The sequence below is a fragment of the Novosphingobium clariflavum genome (assembly GCF_026420865.1).
Taxonomy (GTDB): Bacteria; Pseudomonadota; Alphaproteobacteria; order Sphingomonadales; family Sphingomonadaceae; genus Novosphingobium; species Novosphingobium clariflavum.
The window spans coordinates 158,565-176,838 of record NZ_JAPCWC010000004.1; the positions used below are offsets into that span (position 1 = coordinate 158,565).

The following is an 18,274-nucleotide window of genomic DNA, read 5'->3' on the forward strand; positions in this document are numbered from 1 at the left end:
GTCCTGCGGCCAAGGTACCCTGATGAGCGATACTGAAGACACCAAAGTCACCAAGCGCCGGTTCTACAAGGCCGAGCAGGAAGCCTCCTTCGCCGATGCGCAGGAAGGCACGCTGCAGACGCAGAACCCCTCCTACCGCCTCGCCTTCCAGGACACCGAGTTCCTGCTGCGCGACGAGCTGCGCCCGGTCCGCTTCCAGCTTGAACTGCTCAAGCCCGAGATGCTGCTGGAAGAGGCCAACATCGGCTCCACCCTGGTGATGTACGGCTCCGCCCGCATCCCCTCGCCCGAACAGAGCGATGCCGTGCTGGCCCGCGCCACCACCGACGAAGAAAAGAAGGTGGCCGAGCGCCTCGTCGCCAAGGCCAAGTATTATGAAGTGGCGCGCGAACTCGCGCAGATCGCCAGCAAGTGCGCGGTCGTGGAAAAGGGCATGCGCCAGTTCGTGGTCTGCTCGGGCGGCGGCCCCTCGATCATGGAAGCGGCCAATCGCGGCGCGCGCGAAGTCGGCGCCGAGACGCTGGCGCTCAACATCGTGCTGCCGCATGAGCAGGCGCCCAATCCCTACGTGACGCCGCGCCTCTCGTTCCAGTTCCACTACTTCGCGCTGCGCAAGATGCACTTCCTGCTGCGCGCCCGCGCGGTGGCGGTGTTCCCCGGCGGTTTCGGCACCTTCGACGAATTCTTCGAACTGCTGACGCTGATCCAGACCGGCAAGATGAAGCCGATGCCGATCCTGCTCTATGGCCGCGAATTCTGGGAACGCGTGGTCAATTTCGAGGCGCTGGCCGAGGAAGGCGTGATCAACAAGAGCGACCTCAAGCTGTTCCACTGGTGCGAAACCGCCGAGGAAGGCTGGAAGGTCGTGCGCGACTTCTACGACCTCGACTGCGGATAAGATCCCGCATGGGGGCGCAGCTTCGCACCGAAAGGCTGCTGCTGCGCCCTGCCCTTGCCGGCGATGCCGAGGCGCTCCACGCGATCTTCGTGCAGCCCGAGGCCATGGCCTACTGGTCGCGCCCGCCCCACACCAACATCGCCCAGACGCAGGACTGGCTGGCCGGCATGATCGCCATCCCGCCGGGCGAGGGCGAGGACTTCATCATCTCGCTGGAAGGCCGGGTGATCGGCAAGGCCGGGCTCTGGCGCTTTCCCGAGATCGGCTTCATCCTCGATCCCGCGTTCTGGGGGCAGGGCTATGCCCGCGAGGCGCTGCAGGCCGTCACGGACCGTGCCTTCGCCGTGCACCGGCTGCCCCACGTGACGGCCGATGTGGACCCGCGCAACCGGCGGTCACTGGCCTTGCTCACGGGCTTGGGTTTTCGCGAAACCGGCCGCGCGGCACGCACCTGGCAAGTCGGGGAGACCTGGTGCGACAGCGTCTACTTGCGGCTGAACGCGCCCGGATACCCCCTCAAGCCATCGCGTGATGGCCCAGCGGGCCATGCCCGGCGCCGAAGCCCGGCGCGGCCAGCAGGGCGCCGCGCACGAAGTCCCGGGCCTGCGCGATCGCCGTGACGAGGTCCTCGCCGCGTCCCATGCAGGTGGCGATGGCGCTGGAGAACGTGCAGCCGGTGCCATGGCTGTGGCGCGTCTCGATGCGCGGCGCGCTCCAGGTCAGCGCCTCCCTGCCGGGACGCACGAGGCGGTCCTCGACCAGCGGGCCATCGGCATCGCCGCCCTTGGCGATATACGTCACCCCGCGCGCCGCCATGCCTTCGTCACCGCCCAGCACGGCCAGTTCGGGAACATTGGGCGTCGTCAGCGTGGCCAGCGCCATCAACCGCTCGAACCCGGCGATGGTCGCCTTGTCGGCGAGGATCGAGCCGCTGGTGGCGATCATCACCGGGTCGAAGATCACCGGCACCGCCAGCGCTTCCAAACGCTCGGCCACGACATGCGCGATCTCGGGGCTGCCGAGCATGCCGATCTTCACCGCGTCGACACCGACGTCGCTGACGCAGGCATCGATCTGCGCCGCCACCATCTGCGGCGAAAGCGCCACCACATCGGTCACGCCGCAGGTGTTCTGCGCGGTGATCGCGGTGATCGCGGTCATCGCATACCCGCCCAGCACGGTGATCGTCTTGATGTCGGCCTGAATGCCCGCCCCGCCCGACGAATCGGAACCGGCGATGGACAGGATGCGGGCCGGCGGCGTCATGAGCGGTGTGGTCATGGCCAAGGCTGATGGCAGCACCGGCGCGCTTCGACAAGTTCTGCCGCTGGCGCGCCGCTACAGCATCAGCCCTTGAAGCGCCGTTCCTTGGAAGGCGGCGCGGAATCGAAGTGCTGCTTCGCCCGCGTCGGCCGGTCTACCAGTTCGCCGCCGCAGTTGGGGCACAGGTCGTCCAGGGCATCGGCGCATTCGACGCAGTAAGTGCATTCGAAGCTGCAGATGAAGGCGCCGGGGGCATCGGCCGGAAGGTCGGTGCCGCAGCGTTCGCAATCGGGGCGCATTTCAAGCATTCAAAATCTCCGCTCATCCTGAGCCTGTCGAAGGATCAGGCAGCAGCCTCTTCCACGGCGGCACAGATCGATGCGACCGCCGCCTCGACCTCACCGGCATCGTCCCCTTCCGCCATAACGCGGATCACCGGCTCGGTGCCCGAAGCACGGATCACCAGACGGCCCTTGCCCGCGAGCGCGGCCTCGGCCTCGGCGATCACCGCCTTCACGCGGTCCGCCTCCAGCGGCTTTCCACCTGCAAAGCGCACGTTGCGCAGCAGCTGCGGCACCGGATCGAACAGGTGGAGCATCTCGCTCGCCGGCTTGCCCGACTGCACGAGCGCGGCCAGCACCTGCAGAGCCGCCACGGTGCCGTCGCCGGTGGTCGCATGGTCGAGCAGGATCATGTGGCCAGACTGTTCGCCGCCGACATTGAAACCGCCCGCGCGCATCCGCTCCAGCACATGGCGGTCGCCCACCTTGGTGCGCTCCAGCGTCAGGCCCTGGCCGTTCAGGTAGCGCTCGAGACCGAGGTTCGACATGACCGTCGCCACCACGCCGCCCCCACGCAGCGCGCCGCGCGCGGCCAGCTGGGTGCCGATCAGCGCCATGATCTGGTCGCCGTCGACCGTCTGGCCCTTCTCGTCGACCACGATCAGGCGGTCGGCGTCGCCATCGAGCGCAATGCCGATGTCGGCGCCCGAGGAAACCACCGTCTCCTGCAGCGCCTCGACATGGGTGGAGCCGCACTTGGCATTGATGTTCTTGCCGTTGGGGGTGACGCCGATCGGCACGACTTCGGCGCCGAGTTCCCAGAATGCGGAAGGCGCCACCTGGTAGGCCGCGCCATTGGCGCAATCGACCGCGATCTTGAGACCGTCGAGACGGATCGCCTCGGGCAGCGAGCGCTTGACGGCGTGGATGTAACGGCCACGCGCGTCGTCGATGCGGCGGGCCCGGCCGATGTCCTCGGACGGGGCCAGCGCGATGTCCTGCGCCAGCATCGCCTCGATCGCCAGCTCATCTTCGTCGGAGAGCTTGAAGCCGTCGGGACCGAACAGCTTGATGCCGTTATCCTCGTAAGGGTTGTGGCTGGCCGAGATCATCACGCCGACATCGGCGCGCAGTTCGCGGGTCAGCAGGGCGACCGCAGGCGTCGGCATCGGGCCGAGCAGGACCACGTCCATCCCGACGCTGGTGAAACCGGCGACCATCGCGTTTTCCAGCATGTAACCCGACAGGCGGGTATCCTTGCCGATCACCACGCGGTGCTTGTGGGTCCCGCGCAGGAAGCGGGTTCCGGCGGCCTGGCCGACCTTCATGGCAATGGCGGCGGTCATCGCGCCCTGGTTGGTGCGACCGCGGATACCGTCGGTGCCGAAGAACTGTCTGCTCATGACCTGCCCTCTTGGAGACCATTTCGTGAATGGGGTATGACGCGGGCTCATACCCAAGCCTTGGGCAAATTGCCATGCGCCCCCGTCATCAGTATGAACAACCAGACGAAGGTCGCAAATTCCCAGGAGCCCGATGCATAGCCCCAGCCCCAAGGCCGCCGAAAGCAGTGCCTCTCGCATCCCCGAGATCCGCGTTCCCGGCACCCTGACGCTGATCGGCCTTGTCGCCGGGCTGGTGCTTGGCCTCGTGCTGGCCGGCAATCCCATGGCGGTGCCGATCCTTGAAGTGGCCGGGCCGATCGGCTCGCTGTGGCTGCAGGGCTTGCAGATGACCATCCTGCCGCTGGTGGCGGGACTGCTGTTCACCGGCATCGTCGAGACCATCGCGGTGGCGAGCGCGGGCGCCATGGCCCGCCGCACGCTCGGCACCATCATCGGTTTCCTCGCCCTGAGCGCGACGCTGGGTGCGGTGCTGATGCCGATCCTGCTGAAATTCTTCCCGATTCCCGCCGGCGTGCAGTTCGCCCACCCCGAAGACCCCGGCAAGGTTCCCGGGATTGCCGATTTCCTTTCCTCGCTGATGCCGGAGAACGTGATCTCGGCCGCCGCCGCCGATGCGATGCTGCCGGTGATCGTCTTTGTTGCCCTCTTTGCCATCGCCTCCACGAGACTGGCCGATGAACCGCGCCGCCTGCTGGCAGTGCTGTTCGAAGGGCTTGCCGGGGCGATGATGGTGGTGATCGGCTGGGTGCTGAGGCTGGCGCCGATCGGCGTCTTCGCGCTGGGCTTCGGCCTCGGCGTGCGCAGCGGCGGCGCCGCGCTCGGGGCGCTGGCCCACTACATCATCCTGGTGGTGACGGTCGGCAGCGTGATGATGATCGCGGGCTACCTGATCGCGGTGTTTGCGGGGCGGCGCTCGCTGCCGGCTTTCGCCGTCGCCATCCTGCCCGCGCAGATCGTCGCGATCTCGACCCAGTCCTCGATCGCCACGGTCCCGGCGATGCTGGCATCCAGCCGCAAGCTCGGCGTCTCGGCCACCACCGCGGAATTCGTGCTGCCGCTCGCCGTCACCCTGTTCCGCGCGACCGGCCCGGCAATGAACATGGCGGTGGCCGTCTACGCCGCCAAGCTGGCGGGCGTCGAACTCACCGGCGGCGCGCTGGTCGCCGGCGCGCTGGTGGCCTTTGCGACCACGTTCGGCGCGGTCTCGCTGCCGGGCACGATCAGCTTCGTCTCCTCGATCGGGCCGATCGCGGCCGCCATGGGGGTGCCGCTCTGGCCGCTCGGCGTGCTGGTGGCGGTGGAAGTCCTGCCCGACCTCATGCGCACGGTGGGCAATGTGACGATGGACGTGGCGCTGACGACTGCGGTCGATTCCAGCGTCGATGCCGACAGGGAAGAGGCCGAGACCCTGCACTGAGGAAAACCCGCGTCAGGCTTCCAGTTCGATGTCCCAGTAAAGCCAGTCCCGCCAGGTTTCGTGCAGATAGTTGGGCGGGAAGGCGCGGCCGCGTTCCTGCAATTGCCAGCTGGTCGGGCGGATCGGTGCGACCAGCGGCGGCATGTTCGCCTGCCTGGGCGTGCGCCCGCCCTTCTTGAGGTTGCAGGGGGAGCAGGCGGTGAGGATGTTTTCCCAGCTGGTCCGGCCGCCAAGACGGCGCGGGATCACGTGGTCGAACGTGAGCTGATGGGGAGAGCCGCAGTACTGGCAGCTGAACCGGTCGCGCAGGAATAGGTTGAAACGGGTGAAGGCCGGAAATTCGGAAGGCTTCACATATTGCCTGAGGGCGATCACCGAGGGAATCTGCATCGACCAGCTGGGTGAGTGGACCACCCGGTCATAGCTGGAGACGATATCCACCCGTTCGAGACAGATCGCCTTGATCGCGGTCTGCCAGGGCCAGAGGCTGAGCGGATAGTAGGAAAGCGGCGTGTAGTCCGCATTGAGCACCAGCGCAGGGCAGTCCGAAAGACTTCGGGAGGGATCTTCCTCCGCGCTGCGGAACCGGGCCGCGCGCTCCATCAGCTCCGATCTGAGCATGGCCTCCTGTCGCAGGCTGTCATTGCGGTTTCATGGCAACGCATGGGTTTCTTTGCAGCATTATCGCGAGTCGGCGTCAAGCCGCCTCGGGGCTGGCCCCATACAACAATCCACAGCTTCACCACAAGGATTCCACAGACAACCCACAAGCTGCCAACAAGCTGCCCACACTTCACGCACATCTTCCCCCACGGTTATCCACAAGCCTGCAAGGCCTTGCGGAGCCATGCCCAGCGGCTAGGGGTTCGATTGCGACATCGGCAAACCCATCCCGTCCGCCAGGGGGATGCACATGTCAAAATCAATCCACTAGGCCGTAAACAATGATCCGCACCCGCTTTGCCCCCAGCCCCAACGGCCCGCTGCACCTTGGCCATGCCTATGCCGCCATGGTCGCGCACGATCTTGCCCGCGCCCAGGGCGGCGAATTCCGGCTGCGGATCGAGGATATCGACGGCGAACGCAGCCGCCCGGAATTCACCGAGGAATTTTTCCGCGACCTCGAATGGCTCGGCCTTGGCTGGGACGGCGAGGCCGGTTTCCAGTCCCGGCGCCTTCACCTCTACGTCGAGGCCGCAGAGCGCCTCAAAGCCATGGGCCTGCTCTACCCCTGCCGCTGCACCCGCGCCGAGATCGCCGCTGCCGCCACCCGGATGGGCCCAGACGGCCCGGTCTATCCCGGAACCTGTCGCCACCAGGCGGTCGATCCCCAAGGCGCCGCATGGCGGCTTGACGTCGCCCGCGCGCTGGACCTTGCCGGCCCGCTCGAATGGCGCGACGAACGCGCCGGTCCGCAGCCCGCCGCGCCCGCAATTTTCGGCGATGTCGTGCTGCTGAGGAAAGAGCTGCCCGCCAGCTACCACCTTGCCGCCACGCTCGACGACGCGGCGGACGGCATCACCCTCGTCACGCGCGGCATGGACCTGTTTCCGGCCAGCCACGTCCACCGCCTGCTGCAAGCCCTGCTCGGCCTGCCGGTGCCGGTCTGGCACCATCACCCGCTGCTGGTGGAGCCCGACGGGCGCAAGCTGGCCAAGCGGCGCGGTTCCCCCTCGCTGGGCGATCGCCGGCGCGCGGGCGAGGACGGCAAAGCCATCGTGGAGGCGCTCCGGCAAGGGCGCTTCCCGGCTGGCATTTCGCTCGGCACGGGCGTAGACCTGTCGGCATGAGCACCATTCTCGTCCCCATCATCATCCTGCTGGTGATCATGGTTGTCGTCAGCCTCGTGCGCGGCATCGTCGCTTTCATGCAAGGCACGAAGGAAGACCTCAATCGCGATCCCGGCGCCACCGGCCCGACCGCAAACCAGCTTCTGCAGAACAAGATGATGTTCAACCGCATCAAGTACCAGGCCGCCGCCGTGCTGGTCTGCGCGATCCTGCTGGCGATGGCGCGCTAGACCGCACTCGGTTTTTGCCGCCCGAATCCGCCTGCCTGCGGATTTCAAAGGACCTCACCTTGGTAAAGCTCAACAAGATCTACACCCGCACCGGCGACGACGGCACCACGGGCCTTGTCGACGGTTCCCGCCTGCCCAAGCATGCCGCGCGCATGGAAGCGATCGGCGCGGTGGACGAGGTCAACTGCGCCATCGGCCTTGCCGTCTGCGCGTTGACGGAAACGCCGCACGCCGCCGTGCTCACCCGTATCCAGAACGACCTGTTCGACCTGGGCGCCGACCTTGCCACCCCCGGTGACGACTTCACCCCCGGCGAGATGACGCTGCGCGTGGTCTTCCCGCAGGTCACCTGGCTGGAGGGCGAGATCGACGCGATCAACGCCCATCTCCAGCCGCTCAGGAGCTTCATCCTGCCCGGCGGCAGCGAGGCCGCCGCACGCGTCCACATCGCCCGCGCCTCGGCCCGCAAGGCAGAGCGCGCCGCCGTCGCCATGGGCGCCGAAGTGCCCGCCAATCCGGCGGCGCTGTGCTACCTCAATCGCCTCAGCGACTATCTTTTCGTCCTCGCCCGGGCGGTGAATGCCAATGGCGCGGACGACGTGCTTTGGGTGCCCGGCCAGAACCGCTAGGCGCCCGTTCCATAACAACGTGAGGAGTTTGGCAGTGCGCAAAGTCGGAATCATCGGCGCGGGTATCATGGGCTCGGGCATCGCCCAGACCGTGGCGGGCAAGGGCATGGACGTGATCCTCTCCGATATCTCGGTCGAGAACGCCGAGAAGGGCAAGGCCGGCATCGCCAGGGGCCTCGCCCGGCTGGTGGCGAAGGAAAAGATCGCCCAGGCCGAAGTCGATGCACTGCTGCCCCGCATCACCACTGCGGGCGACTATTCCGGCATGGGCGAGTGCGACCTCATCATCGAGGCCGCCACCGAGCGCGAAGACATCAAGCTGAAGATCTTTGCTGCCGTGGGCGAAGTGCTGGGCGCCGATGCCATTCTCGCCTCGAACACCAGCTCGATCCCGATCACCCGCATGGCCGCCAGTTCGCCCGACGCCGCGCGCTTCTGCGGCCTCCACTTCTTCAACCCGGTGCCGGTCATGGGCCTGGTCGAGGTGATCCCCGGCCTCGCGACCTCGCCCGAAACGACCGCGCGGATGAAGGCCTTCGGCGAGGCGCTGGGCAAGACCGTGGTCCTGGCGGGCGATGCCCCGGGCTTCGTGGTCAACCGCATCCTCTGCCCGCTGCTCAACGAGGCGATCTTCGTGCTGGGCGAGGGACTCGCCTCGGTCGAGGATATCGACGCGGGCATGCGGCTGGGCGCCAACCATCCGATGGGTCCGCTCACGCTGGCCGATTTCGTGGGCCTCGATACCCTCTACGAGATCATGAAGGTGTTCCTCGCCACCACCGGCGATCCCAAGTACCGCCCCGCGCCGCTGCTCCAGAAGTACGTCGAGGCGGGCTGGTACGGCCGCAAGTCGGGCCGGGGGTTCTACGACTATTCGGGCGAAGTGCCGGTGCCCACGCGCTGACGCAAGTCTTTGCGACGCAAAGCCACGCTTTGCGTCGCAAAGGTCCAAGACCGGAACCGGGGCGATCCCTTAGCCGTTTAACCGGCAAAGGAGACTCGCCATGATCGACCGTTCCGACGATTCCGCACCCGAAACCTTCAATCCCGAACAGGATGACGAGGAAGCGCAGGCCCAGTCGGTCGCCGAACAGGCACAGGATCGCGCCACCGACCCATTTGGGCTGGAGGATAGCGAGAAGGTGAAAGGCGGCATCGACGACGAGGATGACGTAGAGGACCTCGTCGATCACATGAACCAGATGGACTCGAGCGGCGTCATCGACATGTCCGCCTATCGCGGCGAAGAGACCATGGACGACCTCGAAGACCGCTACGGCAAGCAAAATGCCGCCGATGAGGATTTTGCGGACGACGACAGCTAGGCCGTAAACTCATAAACGGCACCATCGAGGTTTGAGGCAAAATGGCTCAGCGACAGGAGGGAAGGCGATGGAATATGTCGATATTTCAAGACTTCCCGACGCAGCGCTGGGCCATTTTGGTCAAGCGAAGCTCACCGCAAGGTAAACCCCGAAGGGGCGCCCAAATGGCTTCCATCTCGAACCGAAGCTGCCTTGGACGGGCAACCAGCCCGCCCGGCGGCAACTTCGGCCCGATCTGTTCGCCATTTGGGCGCCTCGATGGTGCCGTTTATGAGTTTACGACCTAGGCGATCAGTTCGGCGCCGGGTCTTTCGCCCAGGGGTTCTTGTGCCCGGCCTGCTGCTGCGCCCCCGCACGCGCCGCAACGCTCTCGGCGAACTGCGTCACCGAATCGTCGCTGTCGTCGCCATCGGGCGAGGGCACCGTGCAATAGGCGGTCGTCAGGATGCTGGCCGCCCAGAACAGCGCGTGCCAGCGGCTCTTGAAGACATTCCTGATCTTGGGCCCGAACATGCGCGCGAACCTAGCCCCGGGGTGGTTAAGACTCCGTGCCTGCCTCGCGCTTGAGATCGTAGAGGATTTCCAGCGCATCGCGCGGGCTCAGTGCATCGACGTCCATCTCGCGCAGCTTGTCGCGCAGGACGTCGCCCTGTTCCTCATGGGTGTCCTGCGCCGCCGCGAAGAGCGGAAGGTCGCCGAGGCCAGCGGCAAGCCCCCCGGTTTCCGCACGGCCCTTTTCCAGCTTTTCCAGCACCGACTTGGCGCGGCTGATGACTTTGGGCGGCACCCCGGCAAGGCGCGCGACGGCAAGGCCATAGCTGCGATCGGCCGGCCCCTCCGCCAGTTCGTGGAGCAGCACCAGATCGCCCTTCCACTCGCGCGCGCGGACGTGATGAAGTGACAGCGCCTCGCAGGTTTCGCCGAGCCGCGCCATCTCGTGGTAGTGCGTGGCGAAAAGGCAGCGGCAACGGTTGGTCTCGTGGACGGCTTCGGCCACCGCCCAGGCCAGCGCCAGGCCGTCATAGGTCGAGGTGCCGCGCCCGACCTCGTCGAGGATGACGAAGCTGCGGTCGGTCGCCTGCGCGAGGATAGCCGCGGTTTCCACCATCTCGACCATGAAGGTCGAACGCCCGCGCGCGAGGTTGTCCGACGCGCCGACGCGGCTGAACAGGCGGTCCACCATGCCGATCCGCGCCGACCTGGCAGGCACGAAGCCCCCCGCCTGCGCCAGCAGCACGATCAGCGCGTTCTGGCGCAGGAAGGTCGACTTACCGCCCATGTTGGGGCCGCCGATCAGCCAGAGCCGGTCATGGCTGGCAAGGCGGCAATCGTTGGCGACAAAACGCTCGCCCTGCACCTTCAACGCCGCCTCGACCACTGGGTGGCGGCCGCCTTCGATCTCGAGCGAAAGGCCGTCGACCACCTCGGGGCGGGCCCAGCCGCCCTCGGCCGCGCGCTCGGCCTGTCCCGCCGCCACGTCGAAACGGGCAAGCGCTGCGGCGGTACGGGCGATGGCGTGGCGGGCGGCGACGGCCTCGGCCACCAGTTCCTCGAAATGCGCTTCTTCGGCGGCAAGCGCATGCGCGCCCGCCTCGGTGATGCGGCTCGCCTCTTCATGCAGCGCCAGCGCGTTGAAACGCATCGCCCCGGCCATCGTCTGGCGGTGCGTGAAGCCGCTGTCCGGCTCCAGCAGCTTGTCGGCATGACGCTGCGGCACTTCGATGAAGTAGCCGAGCACGTTGTTGTGCTTGATCTTCAGCGCGGCGACGCCGGTTTCCTCGCGGTACTTTGCCTCCAGCGCGGCAATCGCGCGGCGCGCGTTGCCCGAGGTGACGCGCAGCTCGTCGAGGGCGGCATCGTAGCCACTGGCGATATAGCCGCCCTGCCCGCGCTCGGTCGGCGGGGTTTCCACCAGCGCCTGCGCGAAGTGATCGACGAGCCCCGCATGACCGCCGAGTTCAGGCATCAGCCGGTCCAAAAGCACCGGCAACCCGGCGATCTGCGCCAGTCGCTCGCCGATGCGCCGCGCGCCGGCAAGACCGTCGCGCAGCTGGCCCAGATCGCGCGGAGAACCGCGCCCCGCCACCACGCGCCCCAGCGCGCGGCCCACGTCGGGCAGCGCCCGCAGCGCCGCGCGCATGTCCTCGCGCAGCAGGGCATCGTCATGCAGCCACTCGACCATTTCGAGACGCTCGGCAATCGCATGGCGGTCAGTCAGCGGGGCGGAAAGGTCTTCGGCGAGCTGGCGCGCACCGGCGCCGGTGACGCAGCGATCGATCGCCTCGACCAGACTGCCCTTGCGGCCACCTTGCGACGATTCGAGAATTTCGAGACTGGCGCGGGTCGCCTCGTCCATCGCCAGCGCGCCGTCGCTGCTGCGCGCCTCGGGCGGCAGCAGCAGCGGCAGCTTGCCCCGGCCCACATGGTCGAGATAGGCGATCAGCCCGCCCGCCGCCGCCAGCATGGCGCGGGTGAATGCGCCGAACCCGTCAATCGTGGCGACGCCGTGGACCAGCTTCAGCCGCTCCTCGCCGCCGTCGGAAGAAAACTCGTGCGCGGACCGGCGGATCGCGCCTTCCGGCGCCGGTTCCCAACCATCCGGCACAACCAGTTCGCGCGCACCAAGACGCGCCAGCGCCGCGCCCAGCCGGTCGGGCAAGCACTCTTCCAGTTCCATGCGCCCGGTCGAGATGTCGCAGGCCGCGATGCCCACCAGCCCGCGCACCTCGCAGGCCGCCGCCAGCACGTTGGCGCGGCGCGGTTCCAGCAGCGATTCTTCGGTCAGCGTGCCAGCCGTGACGAAACGCACGATGTCACGCCGGACCAGAGCCTTGGATGCCCGGCCTTCCTTGCGGGCGCGCTCCTTGGCCTCGGCGGGCGTCTCGGTCTGCTCGGCAATCGCCACACGGCAACCTGCCTTGATCAGACGGGCAAGGTAGCCCTCCGCCGCATGGACCGGCACGCCGCACATCGGAATCGGCGCACCGCCATGTTCGCCGCGGGTGGTGAGTGCGATATCGAGAACCTGGCTTGCGGTTTTCGCATCGTCGAAGAACAATTCGAAGAAATCGCCCATCCGATAGAACAGCAGACAGTCGCCCGCCACCTCTCGCAAGGCGAGGTACTGCGCCATCATCGGGGTCGCGGCGGCGGTATCGGTCGTGCTGCTCATGGCCATGAGCGTTAGCGCCGCGCCTTGCCCCTTGTGAAGCGGCGCAAACACGCCTTTCCCCTATCGCGTGGCGCAAACATTCGATAGGGCCCGTGCCAAATCCGGGAGAAACCGCTTGTCCGAGAAGCCCAAGATCCAGTTCACCGAGCGTGAGGCTCTGTTCTATCACAGCACGATGCGCCCCGGTAAGATCGAGATTGTTGCGTCCAAACCCATGGCCACGCAACGCGACCTCTCGCTTGCCTATTCGCCGGGCGTCGCCGTGCCGGTCCAGGCAATCGCCGACAACCCCGCCACCGCCTATGACTATACCGCCAAGGGCAACCTCGTTGCGGTGATCTCGAACGGCACCGCGATCCTGGGCATGGGCAACCTCGGCGCCCTCGCCTCGAAGCCGGTGATGGAGGGCAAGGCCGTCCTCTTCAAGCGCTTCGCCGACGTCGATTCCATCGACATCGAACTCGCCAGCGAGGACACCGACGCGCTGATCGAGGCCATCGCGATGATGGAACCCAGCTTCGGCGGCATCAACCTCGAGGACATCAAGGCGCCCGAGTGCTTCATCATCGAGCAGGCCCTGCGCGAACGGATGAACATCCCGGTCATGCACGATGACCAGCACGGCACCGCGATCATCGCCGCCGCCGGTCTCATCAACGCCTGCCTCATCACCGGCCGCAAGCTCGACGAAGTCAAGGTCGTGGTGAACGGCGCCGGCGCCTCGGCGCTGGCCTGCACCGCGCTGATCAAGTCGATGGGCGTGCGCCACGAGAACGTGCTGGTCTGCGACACCAAGGGCGTGATCTATCCGGGCCGCGAACGGGTGGACCAGTTCAAGTCCGCCCACGCGGTCAAGACCGACAAGCGCACGCTGACCGAGGCCCTGGTCGGCGCCGACGTCGTTCTCGGCCTCTCGGCCAAGGGCGCGATCACGCCCGACATGGTCAAGTCCATGGCGCCCCAGCCGATCATCTTCGCGATGGCCAACCCGGACCCGGAAATCACCCCGCCCGAAGCCAAGGCGGTGCGCCCCGACGCCATCGTCGCCACCGGCCGTTCGGACTATCCGAACCAAGTCAACAACGTGCTCGGCTTCCCCTTCATCTTCCGCGGCGCGCTCGACGTTTCGGCCACCGCGATCAACGAAGAGATGAAGATCGCCGCTGCCAAGGCCATTGCCGAACTGGCGCGCGAGCAGGTCCATGAGGACGTTGCCGCCGCCTACGGCGAAGCGCAGCAGTTCGGCCGCGACTACATCATCCCCGCCCCGTTCGACCCGCGCCTGATGGAAGTGGTGTCGATGGCGGTCGCCAAGGCGGCGATGGATTCGGGTGTCGCCACCCGTCCGATCGAGGACTTCGAAGCCTATCGCCACCAGCTCAAGGCGCGCCTCAACCCGACCACTTCGGTGCTGACCCGCGTCTACGAGCAGGTCAAGGCCAACCCCAAGCGCATGATCTTTGCCGAAGCCGACAACGAAGTCGTGCTGCGCGCGGCGATCCAGTACCGCGATTTCGGCTATGGCGAACCGATCCTGGTCGGCCGGACCCAGGTCATCCTCGACAAGATGGCCGAATTGGGCGTGCCCGATCCGGACAGCTTCCGCATCGAGAACTCGATGGTGTCCGAGCATGTCGCGCCGATGGTGGAGATGCTCTACGAGCGCCTCAAGCGCCGCGGCTTCCTGCAGCGCGACGTGCAGCGCATGGTCAATACCGATCGCAACATCTTCGCCTCCGGCCTGCTCAAGCTGGGCGTGGGCGATGCCATGATCACCGGCATGACCCGCCCCTTCGCGCAGACCATCAAGGAAGTGCGCCGGGTACTGGATCCCGCCCCGGGGAAGCTGGCCTTCGGCATCCACATGCTGGTCGGCAAGAACCACACCGTGTTCATGGCCGACACCACGATCAACGAGCGTCCGAGCGCCGAGGAACTGGCGGTTATCGCCAAGGAAACCGCTGCCGTCGCCCGCCGCCTCGGCCACGAACCGCGCGTCGCCTTCCTCAGCTACTCGACCTTCGGCAACCCCTCGGGCAAGTGGCTGGAGCAGACCCGCGAGGCGATCCGCATCCTCGACGAGGAGCAGGTCGACTTCGAGTACGAGGGCGAAATGGCCCCCGACGCGGCGCTCAATCCGAAGATCATGGCGCTCTATCCCTTCAGCCGCCTTTCGGCGCCGGCCAACGTGCTGATCATGCCGGGCCTGCAGTCGGCCAACATCTCGGCCAAGCTGCTCAAGGAAATCGGCGGCACCACCTCGATCGGGCCGATGCTGATCGGCGCCGAGAAACCGGTACAGATCGTGCCGATGACGGCGATCGCGCCCGATGTGCTGACATTGGCAGCGCTCGCCGCCGCCGGAATCACCGGATAAGAAAAAAGGGGCTCCGCAACCGGAGCCCCTTTTCACGTCAGGTCGGCATCGACGCCGGGCCGCCTCACTTGCGGCGGTAGCGGAAGTACCAGATCTCGTGCCCGTAGACCGTGCGCGCCTTGACCGCGTAGCGCGTTTCCGGCCAGCCGCCGGGACGCACCTGGAAGTCGCCCGGCTTCTCGCAGAGCCATTCGAACTGGTCGGTATGGCGCTGCATGACCATCAGCGCATGACGCACGTAGACGGCGTGATCGGTGCCGAAGCGGAACTCGCCGCCGGGCTTGAGCTTGGCCGCGAACATGTCGACCGGGCCGTCGTTCATCATGCGGCGCTTGGCATGGCGGGCCTTGGGCCAGGGGTCGGGATGCAGCAGGTAGAGCATCGAAAGCGAACCGTCGGGAATGCGGGACAGCACTTCCAGCGCATCGCCGTGGTGGATCCGCACGTTGCCGATCGGCGGATGGGCGCCATTGTCGCCGGCCACATGGGTCAGCGCCTGGGCAACACCGTTGATGAACGGCTCGGCACCGATGAAGCCATGGTCGGGCAGCATGTCGGCGCGCTCTGCCATGTGCTCGCCGCCGCCGAAGCCGATCTCGAAATGGAGCGGCCGCTCGTCGCCGAACAGCAGCGCCGAGGTCACCGGACCTTCGAGGGGCACCGCGATGCGCGGCAGCAGATTGTCGACCAGGGCCTGCTGGCCGGCGCGCAGGGGCTTGCCCTTGGCGCGGCCGTAGAGGCGGTTGAGCGTGGTCGGATCGCCGGATTTGTGAGCCGTCATGGCGCGGCGCACTGACACCGATGCGCTTCAAGGTCAACGCCGGTAACGCTGGCGCCGTGGCGGTTCGGGGTGCTGGAAACCGAAACGGCCCGCCCCGAGGGGCAGGCCGTTCCATTCTTCATGCTTGGGGAAAGCAGAAACAGGTGCGAACGTCCGGCGCCCGGTCAGGCAACGTCCTGAAGCTCGTCCGGATCGCGCAGCACGTAGCCGCGGCCCCAGACGGTCTCGATGTAGTTCGCGCCTCCGCAGGCATGCGCGAGCTTCTTGCGCAGCTTGCAGATGAACACGTCGATGATCTTGAGTTCGGGTTCGTCCATGCCGCCGTAAAGGTGGTTGAGGAACATTTCCTTGGTCAGCGTGGTGCCCTTGCGGAGCGAAAGCAGCTCCAGCATCGCATATTCCTTGCCGGTCAGATGCACGCGGGCGCTGTCGACCTCGACCGTCTTGGCGTCGAGGTTGACCACCAGCTTGCCGGTGCGAATGACCGACTGCGAGTGCCCCTTGGAGCGGCGGACAACGGCGTGAATACGCGCGATCAGCTCTTCGCGGTGGAACGGCTTGGTCACGTAATCGTCGGCACCGAAGCCGAACGAGCGGACCTTGGAATCCATTTCCGAAATGCCCGAGAGGATCAGCACCGGCGTCTGCACTTTGGCAACGCGCAGCTTCTTGAGCACGTCGTACCCGTGCATGTCGGGTAGATTGAGGTCGAGCAGGATGATGTCGTAATCGTAGAGCTTGCCGAGATCGAGGCCTTCTTCACCCAGGTCGGTGGAATAGACGTTGAAGCCTTCGGCGGTCAGCATGAGTTCGATGGCCCGCGCGGTGGTGGGTTCGTCCTCGATCAACAGCACTCGCATGGGATGCCCCCCTAAGTTGCCCGTCAGCCCGTCGGCGTAAACCCGGCCTAAACGGACATTGCCGCGTATTAACCATATGAGCAATGAAGGTTAAAGGTTAATTTGCCGTTAATGGCAAGCCTTGCGCCGAAGCGGATCGACTCTAGCGAGAATCCTTTAGGGGCGGAGCCGTGGATTACGGCGCCAGAGGCTCCGAAACGGGGGCTTCCCGGCCGGTTTTCATCGGCACGCCGCCGTGACGCGAGTCGCCCGGCGCGACAAGCGGCGCCCGCCGCCGCGCCCGTCCGCGCGTTTCCTCGATTCGCCGCAGATAGCTCCACAGGCCGCACTGCAGGCCGACCAGCATCAGGATGAACGGCTGGAACGCGATACCGACGAAGAGCGAGCCGATCAGATAGACGATCTGCGCCAGTTGCAGCGCCACCGCCAGCGGCGCCGCCCAGGCCTCGTCCGGCCCCGTGCGATCCTTCCAGCGGCGGCGGATCAGTTCCATCTGTACCAGGCCGGAAAGCTGCAGCGCGATCCACAGGAAGAAGCCCGGGAAACCCTGTTCGCCCAACATCTCGAAATAGCTCGAATGGAAGGCGCGTCCCTGCTCGGTCACCCGTGTGCGGGTGACCGTCGTGGTCGCGCCCACCGTATTTGCTGCAACCGTATCGTACTCGACCTTGCTGGCGATGTTGACCACGAAGCCACCGCCCGTCGGATGGTGCTTCACATAATCCCAGGTCCATTTCCACACGCCGATCCGCGTACCGGCGGACTGGTCGGACTGGTGGTTCTCGATCGTGCCCATGCGGGCCATGAACGACTGCGGCAGGAACGGCACCGCCACCACCACCGCCAGCGCCATGCCCGCACCGATCAGCAGCTTGTGCCGGGCAGTGCGCAAGTAGAACAGGCATAGCACGCCGAGACAAACCAGTCCCGTGCGCGCCTGGGTGCCGACCGGGATCAGCGCGCAGGCAAAGATCAGCGCCGCCGCGAAGAGCCTGACCCGCCAGTCGGGCGGAAAGATCGTGCCGTAGCGGGTCAGCCAGAGGATCAGCGGGATGATCGCGATCGCCACGCTCGACAGGATCGAGCCTTCGTAGAGCCCGGTGTTATTCTCGACAAAGATCCTGAGCGCGCCGTAACCGCCGCCGCCCATCGCCGTCTTGATGCCGCCGTCGATGATCAGCGCGCTCGCCGCAAGTACCATGACCAGCGCCACCGCCTCGATCCTGAGGCGCGTGCGCAAGGTGAGCGGCAGAAAGATCGCGAAGACCAGCGCCTTCCACACCCAGGCCCACTTCTCCTGCGCCGCCTCGGGATAGACCGCGGTGAAGGTGGTGAGTGCACAGTAGACCAGGAGCGCCAGCAGCAGCCCCTGCCGCAGCGTGAAGCGCATGTCGCGCTTGTCGTCGAACAGCAGCCAGCCGCCGAACGCCGCGCCGAACGCCATCAGCGAGACCGGCAGATGCGCCAGGATCCCCCAGGAAATGATCTGCGGAGAGACGATGTCGACATAGAGATAGCAAAGCACCCAGAGAAACGGGCGCCGGAAGCCGAGAGCCAGGAAAATGAAGAGAAAGCCGGTGAGGCCGAGATCAAGCATGCCCGCCCCCGCCTGCAGGATCGGGCCCGCCCGCGGGATCGTGCCCGCCTGCCGAATCGCTCCTGCCGTTCGCAGCCGGCCACCGCATGGCCCGGCGCCGCGGCGGCCCGGCGCCAATCCGCTCCTGCCCGCTGCCTTCCTGATCGAGCTCCCGCCGCCACAACAGCCGCCAGGCCGCCAGCGCCAGCAGGCCATGGGCCAGAACAAGAGCAAAAATGTCGACCATCGGCTCGAAGCCCTATCATCAG

General features: G+C 66.5%; 19 protein-coding genes. 9 read left to right on the forward strand and 10 right to left on the reverse strand.

Features of this window, described 5'->3' with window-relative positions; translation table 11 throughout:
• Positions 1-22: 22 nt before the first annotated feature.
• Both OKA11_RS06875 and OKA11_RS06880 read left to right on the forward strand, forming a co-directional pair.
• Positions 23-898, forward strand: a complete 876-nt coding sequence (locus tag OKA11_RS06875) for an LOG family protein (RefSeq protein WP_267219475.1) — start codon at positions 23-25, stop codon at positions 896-898.
• An 8-nt stretch (positions 899-906) separates the two neighbouring features.
• Positions 907-1,518, forward strand: a complete 612-nt coding sequence (locus OKA11_RS06880) for a GNAT family N-acetyltransferase (RefSeq protein ID WP_267219476.1) — start codon at positions 907-909, stop codon at positions 1,516-1,518.
• Here OKA11_RS06880 and thiD read toward each other — a convergent pair.
• The 3 genes from thiD to glmM all read right to left on the reverse strand — a co-directional run bounded on the left by thiD (position 1,415) and on the right by glmM (position 3,845).
• Positions 1,415-2,164 carry a bifunctional hydroxymethylpyrimidine kinase/phosphomethylpyrimidine kinase gene (thiD, locus tag OKA11_RS06885; RefSeq protein ID WP_267219722.1) on the reverse strand — a complete coding sequence of 250 codons (750 nt, stop codon included), beginning with the start codon at positions 2,162-2,164 and terminating at the stop codon, positions 1,415-1,417. The two genes, OKA11_RS06880 and thiD, sit on opposite strands and share 104 nt — an antisense overlap.
• A gap of 80 nt (positions 2,165-2,244) precedes the next feature.
• Complete coding sequence (locus OKA11_RS06890) at positions 2,245-2,469, reverse strand: DUF1272 domain-containing protein (RefSeq protein ID WP_267219477.1); 225 nt, start codon at positions 2,467-2,469, stop codon at positions 2,245-2,247.
• 35 nt (positions 2,470-2,504) lie between these two features.
• Positions 2,505-3,845 carry a phosphoglucosamine mutase gene (glmM, locus tag OKA11_RS06895; protein ID WP_267219479.1) on the reverse strand — a complete coding sequence of 447 codons (1,341 nt, stop codon included), beginning with the start codon at positions 3,843-3,845 and terminating at the stop codon, positions 2,505-2,507.
• A gap of 133 nt (positions 3,846-3,978) precedes the next feature.
• Here glmM and OKA11_RS06900 point away from each other — a divergent pair, with 133 nt between their 5' ends.
• Complete coding sequence (locus tag OKA11_RS06900; protein ID WP_267219480.1) at positions 3,979-5,265, forward strand: dicarboxylate/amino acid:cation symporter; 1,287 nt, start codon at positions 3,979-3,981, stop codon at positions 5,263-5,265.
• Positions 5,266-5,277: 12 nt separating this feature from the next.
• Here OKA11_RS06900 and OKA11_RS06905 read toward each other — a convergent pair whose 3' ends face one another.
• Positions 5,278-5,886 (reverse strand): HNH endonuclease, encoded by a 609-nt coding sequence (locus tag OKA11_RS06905; protein WP_142636274.1) that lies wholly within the window; start codon positions 5,884-5,886, stop codon positions 5,278-5,280.
• Between the two features lie 323 nt (positions 5,887-6,209).
• Between OKA11_RS06905 and gluQRS the strand changes: the two genes are divergently transcribed.
• The 5 genes from gluQRS to OKA11_RS06930 all read left to right on the forward strand — a co-directional run bounded on the left by gluQRS (position 6,210) and on the right by OKA11_RS06930 (position 9,239).
• Positions 6,210-7,055 (forward strand): tRNA glutamyl-Q(34) synthetase GluQRS, encoded by an 846-nt coding sequence (gene gluQRS, locus OKA11_RS06910; protein ID WP_267219481.1) that lies wholly within the window; start codon positions 6,210-6,212, stop codon positions 7,053-7,055.
• Complete coding sequence (locus tag OKA11_RS06915) at positions 7,052-7,285, forward strand: HIG1 domain-containing protein (RefSeq protein ID WP_207079688.1); 234 nt, start codon at positions 7,052-7,054, stop codon at positions 7,283-7,285. Before gluQRS ends, OKA11_RS06915 begins: the two co-directional genes overlap by 4 nt.
• A gap of 59 nt (positions 7,286-7,344) precedes the next feature.
• Entirely contained in the window at positions 7,345-7,914 is a 570-nt protein-coding gene (locus tag OKA11_RS06920) for a cob(I)yrinic acid a,c-diamide adenosyltransferase (protein ID WP_267219482.1), read from the forward strand.
• Between the two features lie 34 nt (positions 7,915-7,948).
• Positions 7,949-8,818, forward strand: a complete 870-nt coding sequence (locus tag OKA11_RS06925) for a 3-hydroxyacyl-CoA dehydrogenase family protein (RefSeq protein WP_267219483.1) — start codon at positions 7,949-7,951, stop codon at positions 8,816-8,818.
• A gap of 100 nt (positions 8,819-8,918) precedes the next feature.
• Complete coding sequence (locus tag OKA11_RS06930) at positions 8,919-9,239, forward strand: hypothetical protein (protein WP_267219484.1); 321 nt, start codon at positions 8,919-8,921, stop codon at positions 9,237-9,239.
• A 291-nt stretch (positions 9,240-9,530) separates the two neighbouring features.
• Here the strand turns inward: OKA11_RS06930 and OKA11_RS06935 are convergent, their stop codons facing one another.
• Positions 9,531-9,752, reverse strand: a complete 222-nt coding sequence (locus OKA11_RS06935; protein ID WP_267219485.1) for a hypothetical protein — start codon at positions 9,750-9,752, stop codon at positions 9,531-9,533.
• Between the two features lie 25 nt (positions 9,753-9,777).
• Entirely contained in the window at positions 9,778-12,411 is a 2,634-nt protein-coding gene (mutS, locus tag OKA11_RS06940) for a DNA mismatch repair protein MutS (protein ID WP_456094059.1), read from the reverse strand.
• A 175-nt stretch (positions 12,412-12,586) separates the two neighbouring features.
• Here mutS and OKA11_RS06945 point away from each other — a divergent pair, with 175 nt between their 5' ends.
• On the forward strand, positions 12,587-14,788 hold the full coding sequence (locus OKA11_RS06945; protein WP_379489317.1) for an NADP-dependent malic enzyme: 2,202 nt from the start codon (positions 12,587-12,589) through the stop codon (positions 14,786-14,788).
• A 64-nt stretch (positions 14,789-14,852) separates the two neighbouring features.
• On the opposite strand, the gene trmB is transcribed toward OKA11_RS06945, so the two are convergent.
• The 4 genes from trmB to OKA11_RS06965 all read right to left on the reverse strand — a co-directional run bounded on the left by trmB (position 14,853) and on the right by OKA11_RS06965 (position 18,252).
• Complete coding sequence (gene trmB, locus OKA11_RS06950; protein ID WP_142636290.1) at positions 14,853-15,569, reverse strand: tRNA (guanine(46)-N(7))-methyltransferase TrmB; 717 nt, start codon at positions 15,567-15,569, stop codon at positions 14,853-14,855.
• A 164-nt stretch (positions 15,570-15,733) separates the two neighbouring features.
• Complete coding sequence (gene ctrA / locus OKA11_RS06955; RefSeq protein WP_054441077.1) at positions 15,734-16,429, reverse strand: response regulator transcription factor CtrA; 696 nt, start codon at positions 16,427-16,429, stop codon at positions 15,734-15,736.
• Positions 16,430-16,604: 175 nt separating this feature from the next.
• The gene (locus OKA11_RS06960; protein WP_267219487.1) at positions 16,605-18,026 is read right to left on the reverse strand and encodes a putative O-glycosylation ligase, exosortase A system-associated; all 1,422 of its coding nucleotides are present in this window, start codon (positions 18,024-18,026) and stop codon (positions 16,605-16,607) included.
• Positions 18,019-18,252 carry a hypothetical protein gene (locus tag OKA11_RS06965; protein ID WP_267219488.1) on the reverse strand — a complete coding sequence of 78 codons (234 nt, stop codon included), beginning with the start codon at positions 18,250-18,252 and terminating at the stop codon, positions 18,019-18,021. Before OKA11_RS06965 ends, OKA11_RS06960 begins: the two co-directional genes overlap by 8 nt.
• Positions 18,253-18,274: the final 22 nt, after the last annotated feature.

Bases quoted from the DNA above. Each gene is read 5' to 3' on its own strand.
- OKA11_RS06875 (WP_267219475.1), top strand. From the start codon at position 23: ATGAGCGATACTGAAGACACCAAAGTCACCAAGCGCCGGTTCTACAAG.
- OKA11_RS06880 (WP_267219476.1), top strand. From the start codon at position 907: ATGGGGGCGCAGCTTCGCACCGAAAGGCTGCTGCTGCGCCCTGCCCTT.
- thiD (WP_267219722.1), bottom strand. From the start codon at position 2,164: ATGACGCCGCCGGCCCGCATCCTGTCCATCGCCGGTTCCGATTCGTCG.
- OKA11_RS06890 (WP_267219477.1), bottom strand. From the start codon at position 2,469: ATGCTTGAAATGCGCCCCGATTGCGAACGCTGCGGCACCGACCTTCCG.
- glmM (WP_267219479.1), bottom strand. From the start codon at position 3,845: ATGAGCAGACAGTTCTTCGGCACCGACGGTATCCGCGGTCGCACCAAC.
- OKA11_RS06900 (WP_267219480.1), top strand. From the start codon at position 3,979: ATGCATAGCCCCAGCCCCAAGGCCGCCGAAAGCAGTGCCTCTCGCATC.
- OKA11_RS06905 (WP_142636274.1), bottom strand. From the start codon at position 5,886: ATGCTCAGATCGGAGCTGATGGAGCGCGCGGCCCGGTTCCGCAGCGCG.
- gluQRS (WP_267219481.1), top strand. From the start codon at position 6,210: ATGATCCGCACCCGCTTTGCCCCCAGCCCCAACGGCCCGCTGCACCTT.
- OKA11_RS06915 (WP_207079688.1), top strand. From the start codon at position 7,052: ATGAGCACCATTCTCGTCCCCATCATCATCCTGCTGGTGATCATGGTT.
- OKA11_RS06930 (WP_267219484.1), top strand. From the start codon at position 8,919: ATGATCGACCGTTCCGACGATTCCGCACCCGAAACCTTCAATCCCGAA.
- OKA11_RS06935 (WP_267219485.1), bottom strand. From the start codon at position 9,752: ATGTTCGGGCCCAAGATCAGGAATGTCTTCAAGAGCCGCTGGCACGCG.
- mutS (WP_456094059.1), bottom strand. From the start codon at position 12,411: ATGAGCAGCACGACCGATACCGCCGCCGCGACCCCGATGATGGCGCAG.
- OKA11_RS06945 (WP_379489317.1), top strand. From the start codon at position 12,587: ATGCGCCCCGGTAAGATCGAGATTGTTGCGTCCAAACCCATGGCCACG.
- trmB (WP_142636290.1), bottom strand. From the start codon at position 15,569: ATGACGGCTCACAAATCCGGCGATCCGACCACGCTCAACCGCCTCTAC.
- ctrA (WP_054441077.1), bottom strand. From the start codon at position 16,429: ATGCGAGTGCTGTTGATCGAGGACGAACCCACCACCGCGCGGGCCATC.
- OKA11_RS06960 (WP_267219487.1), bottom strand. From the start codon at position 18,026: ATGCTTGATCTCGGCCTCACCGGCTTTCTCTTCATTTTCCTGGCTCTC.
- OKA11_RS06965 (WP_267219488.1), bottom strand. From the start codon at position 18,252: ATGGTCGACATTTTTGCTCTTGTTCTGGCCCATGGCCTGCTGGCGCTG.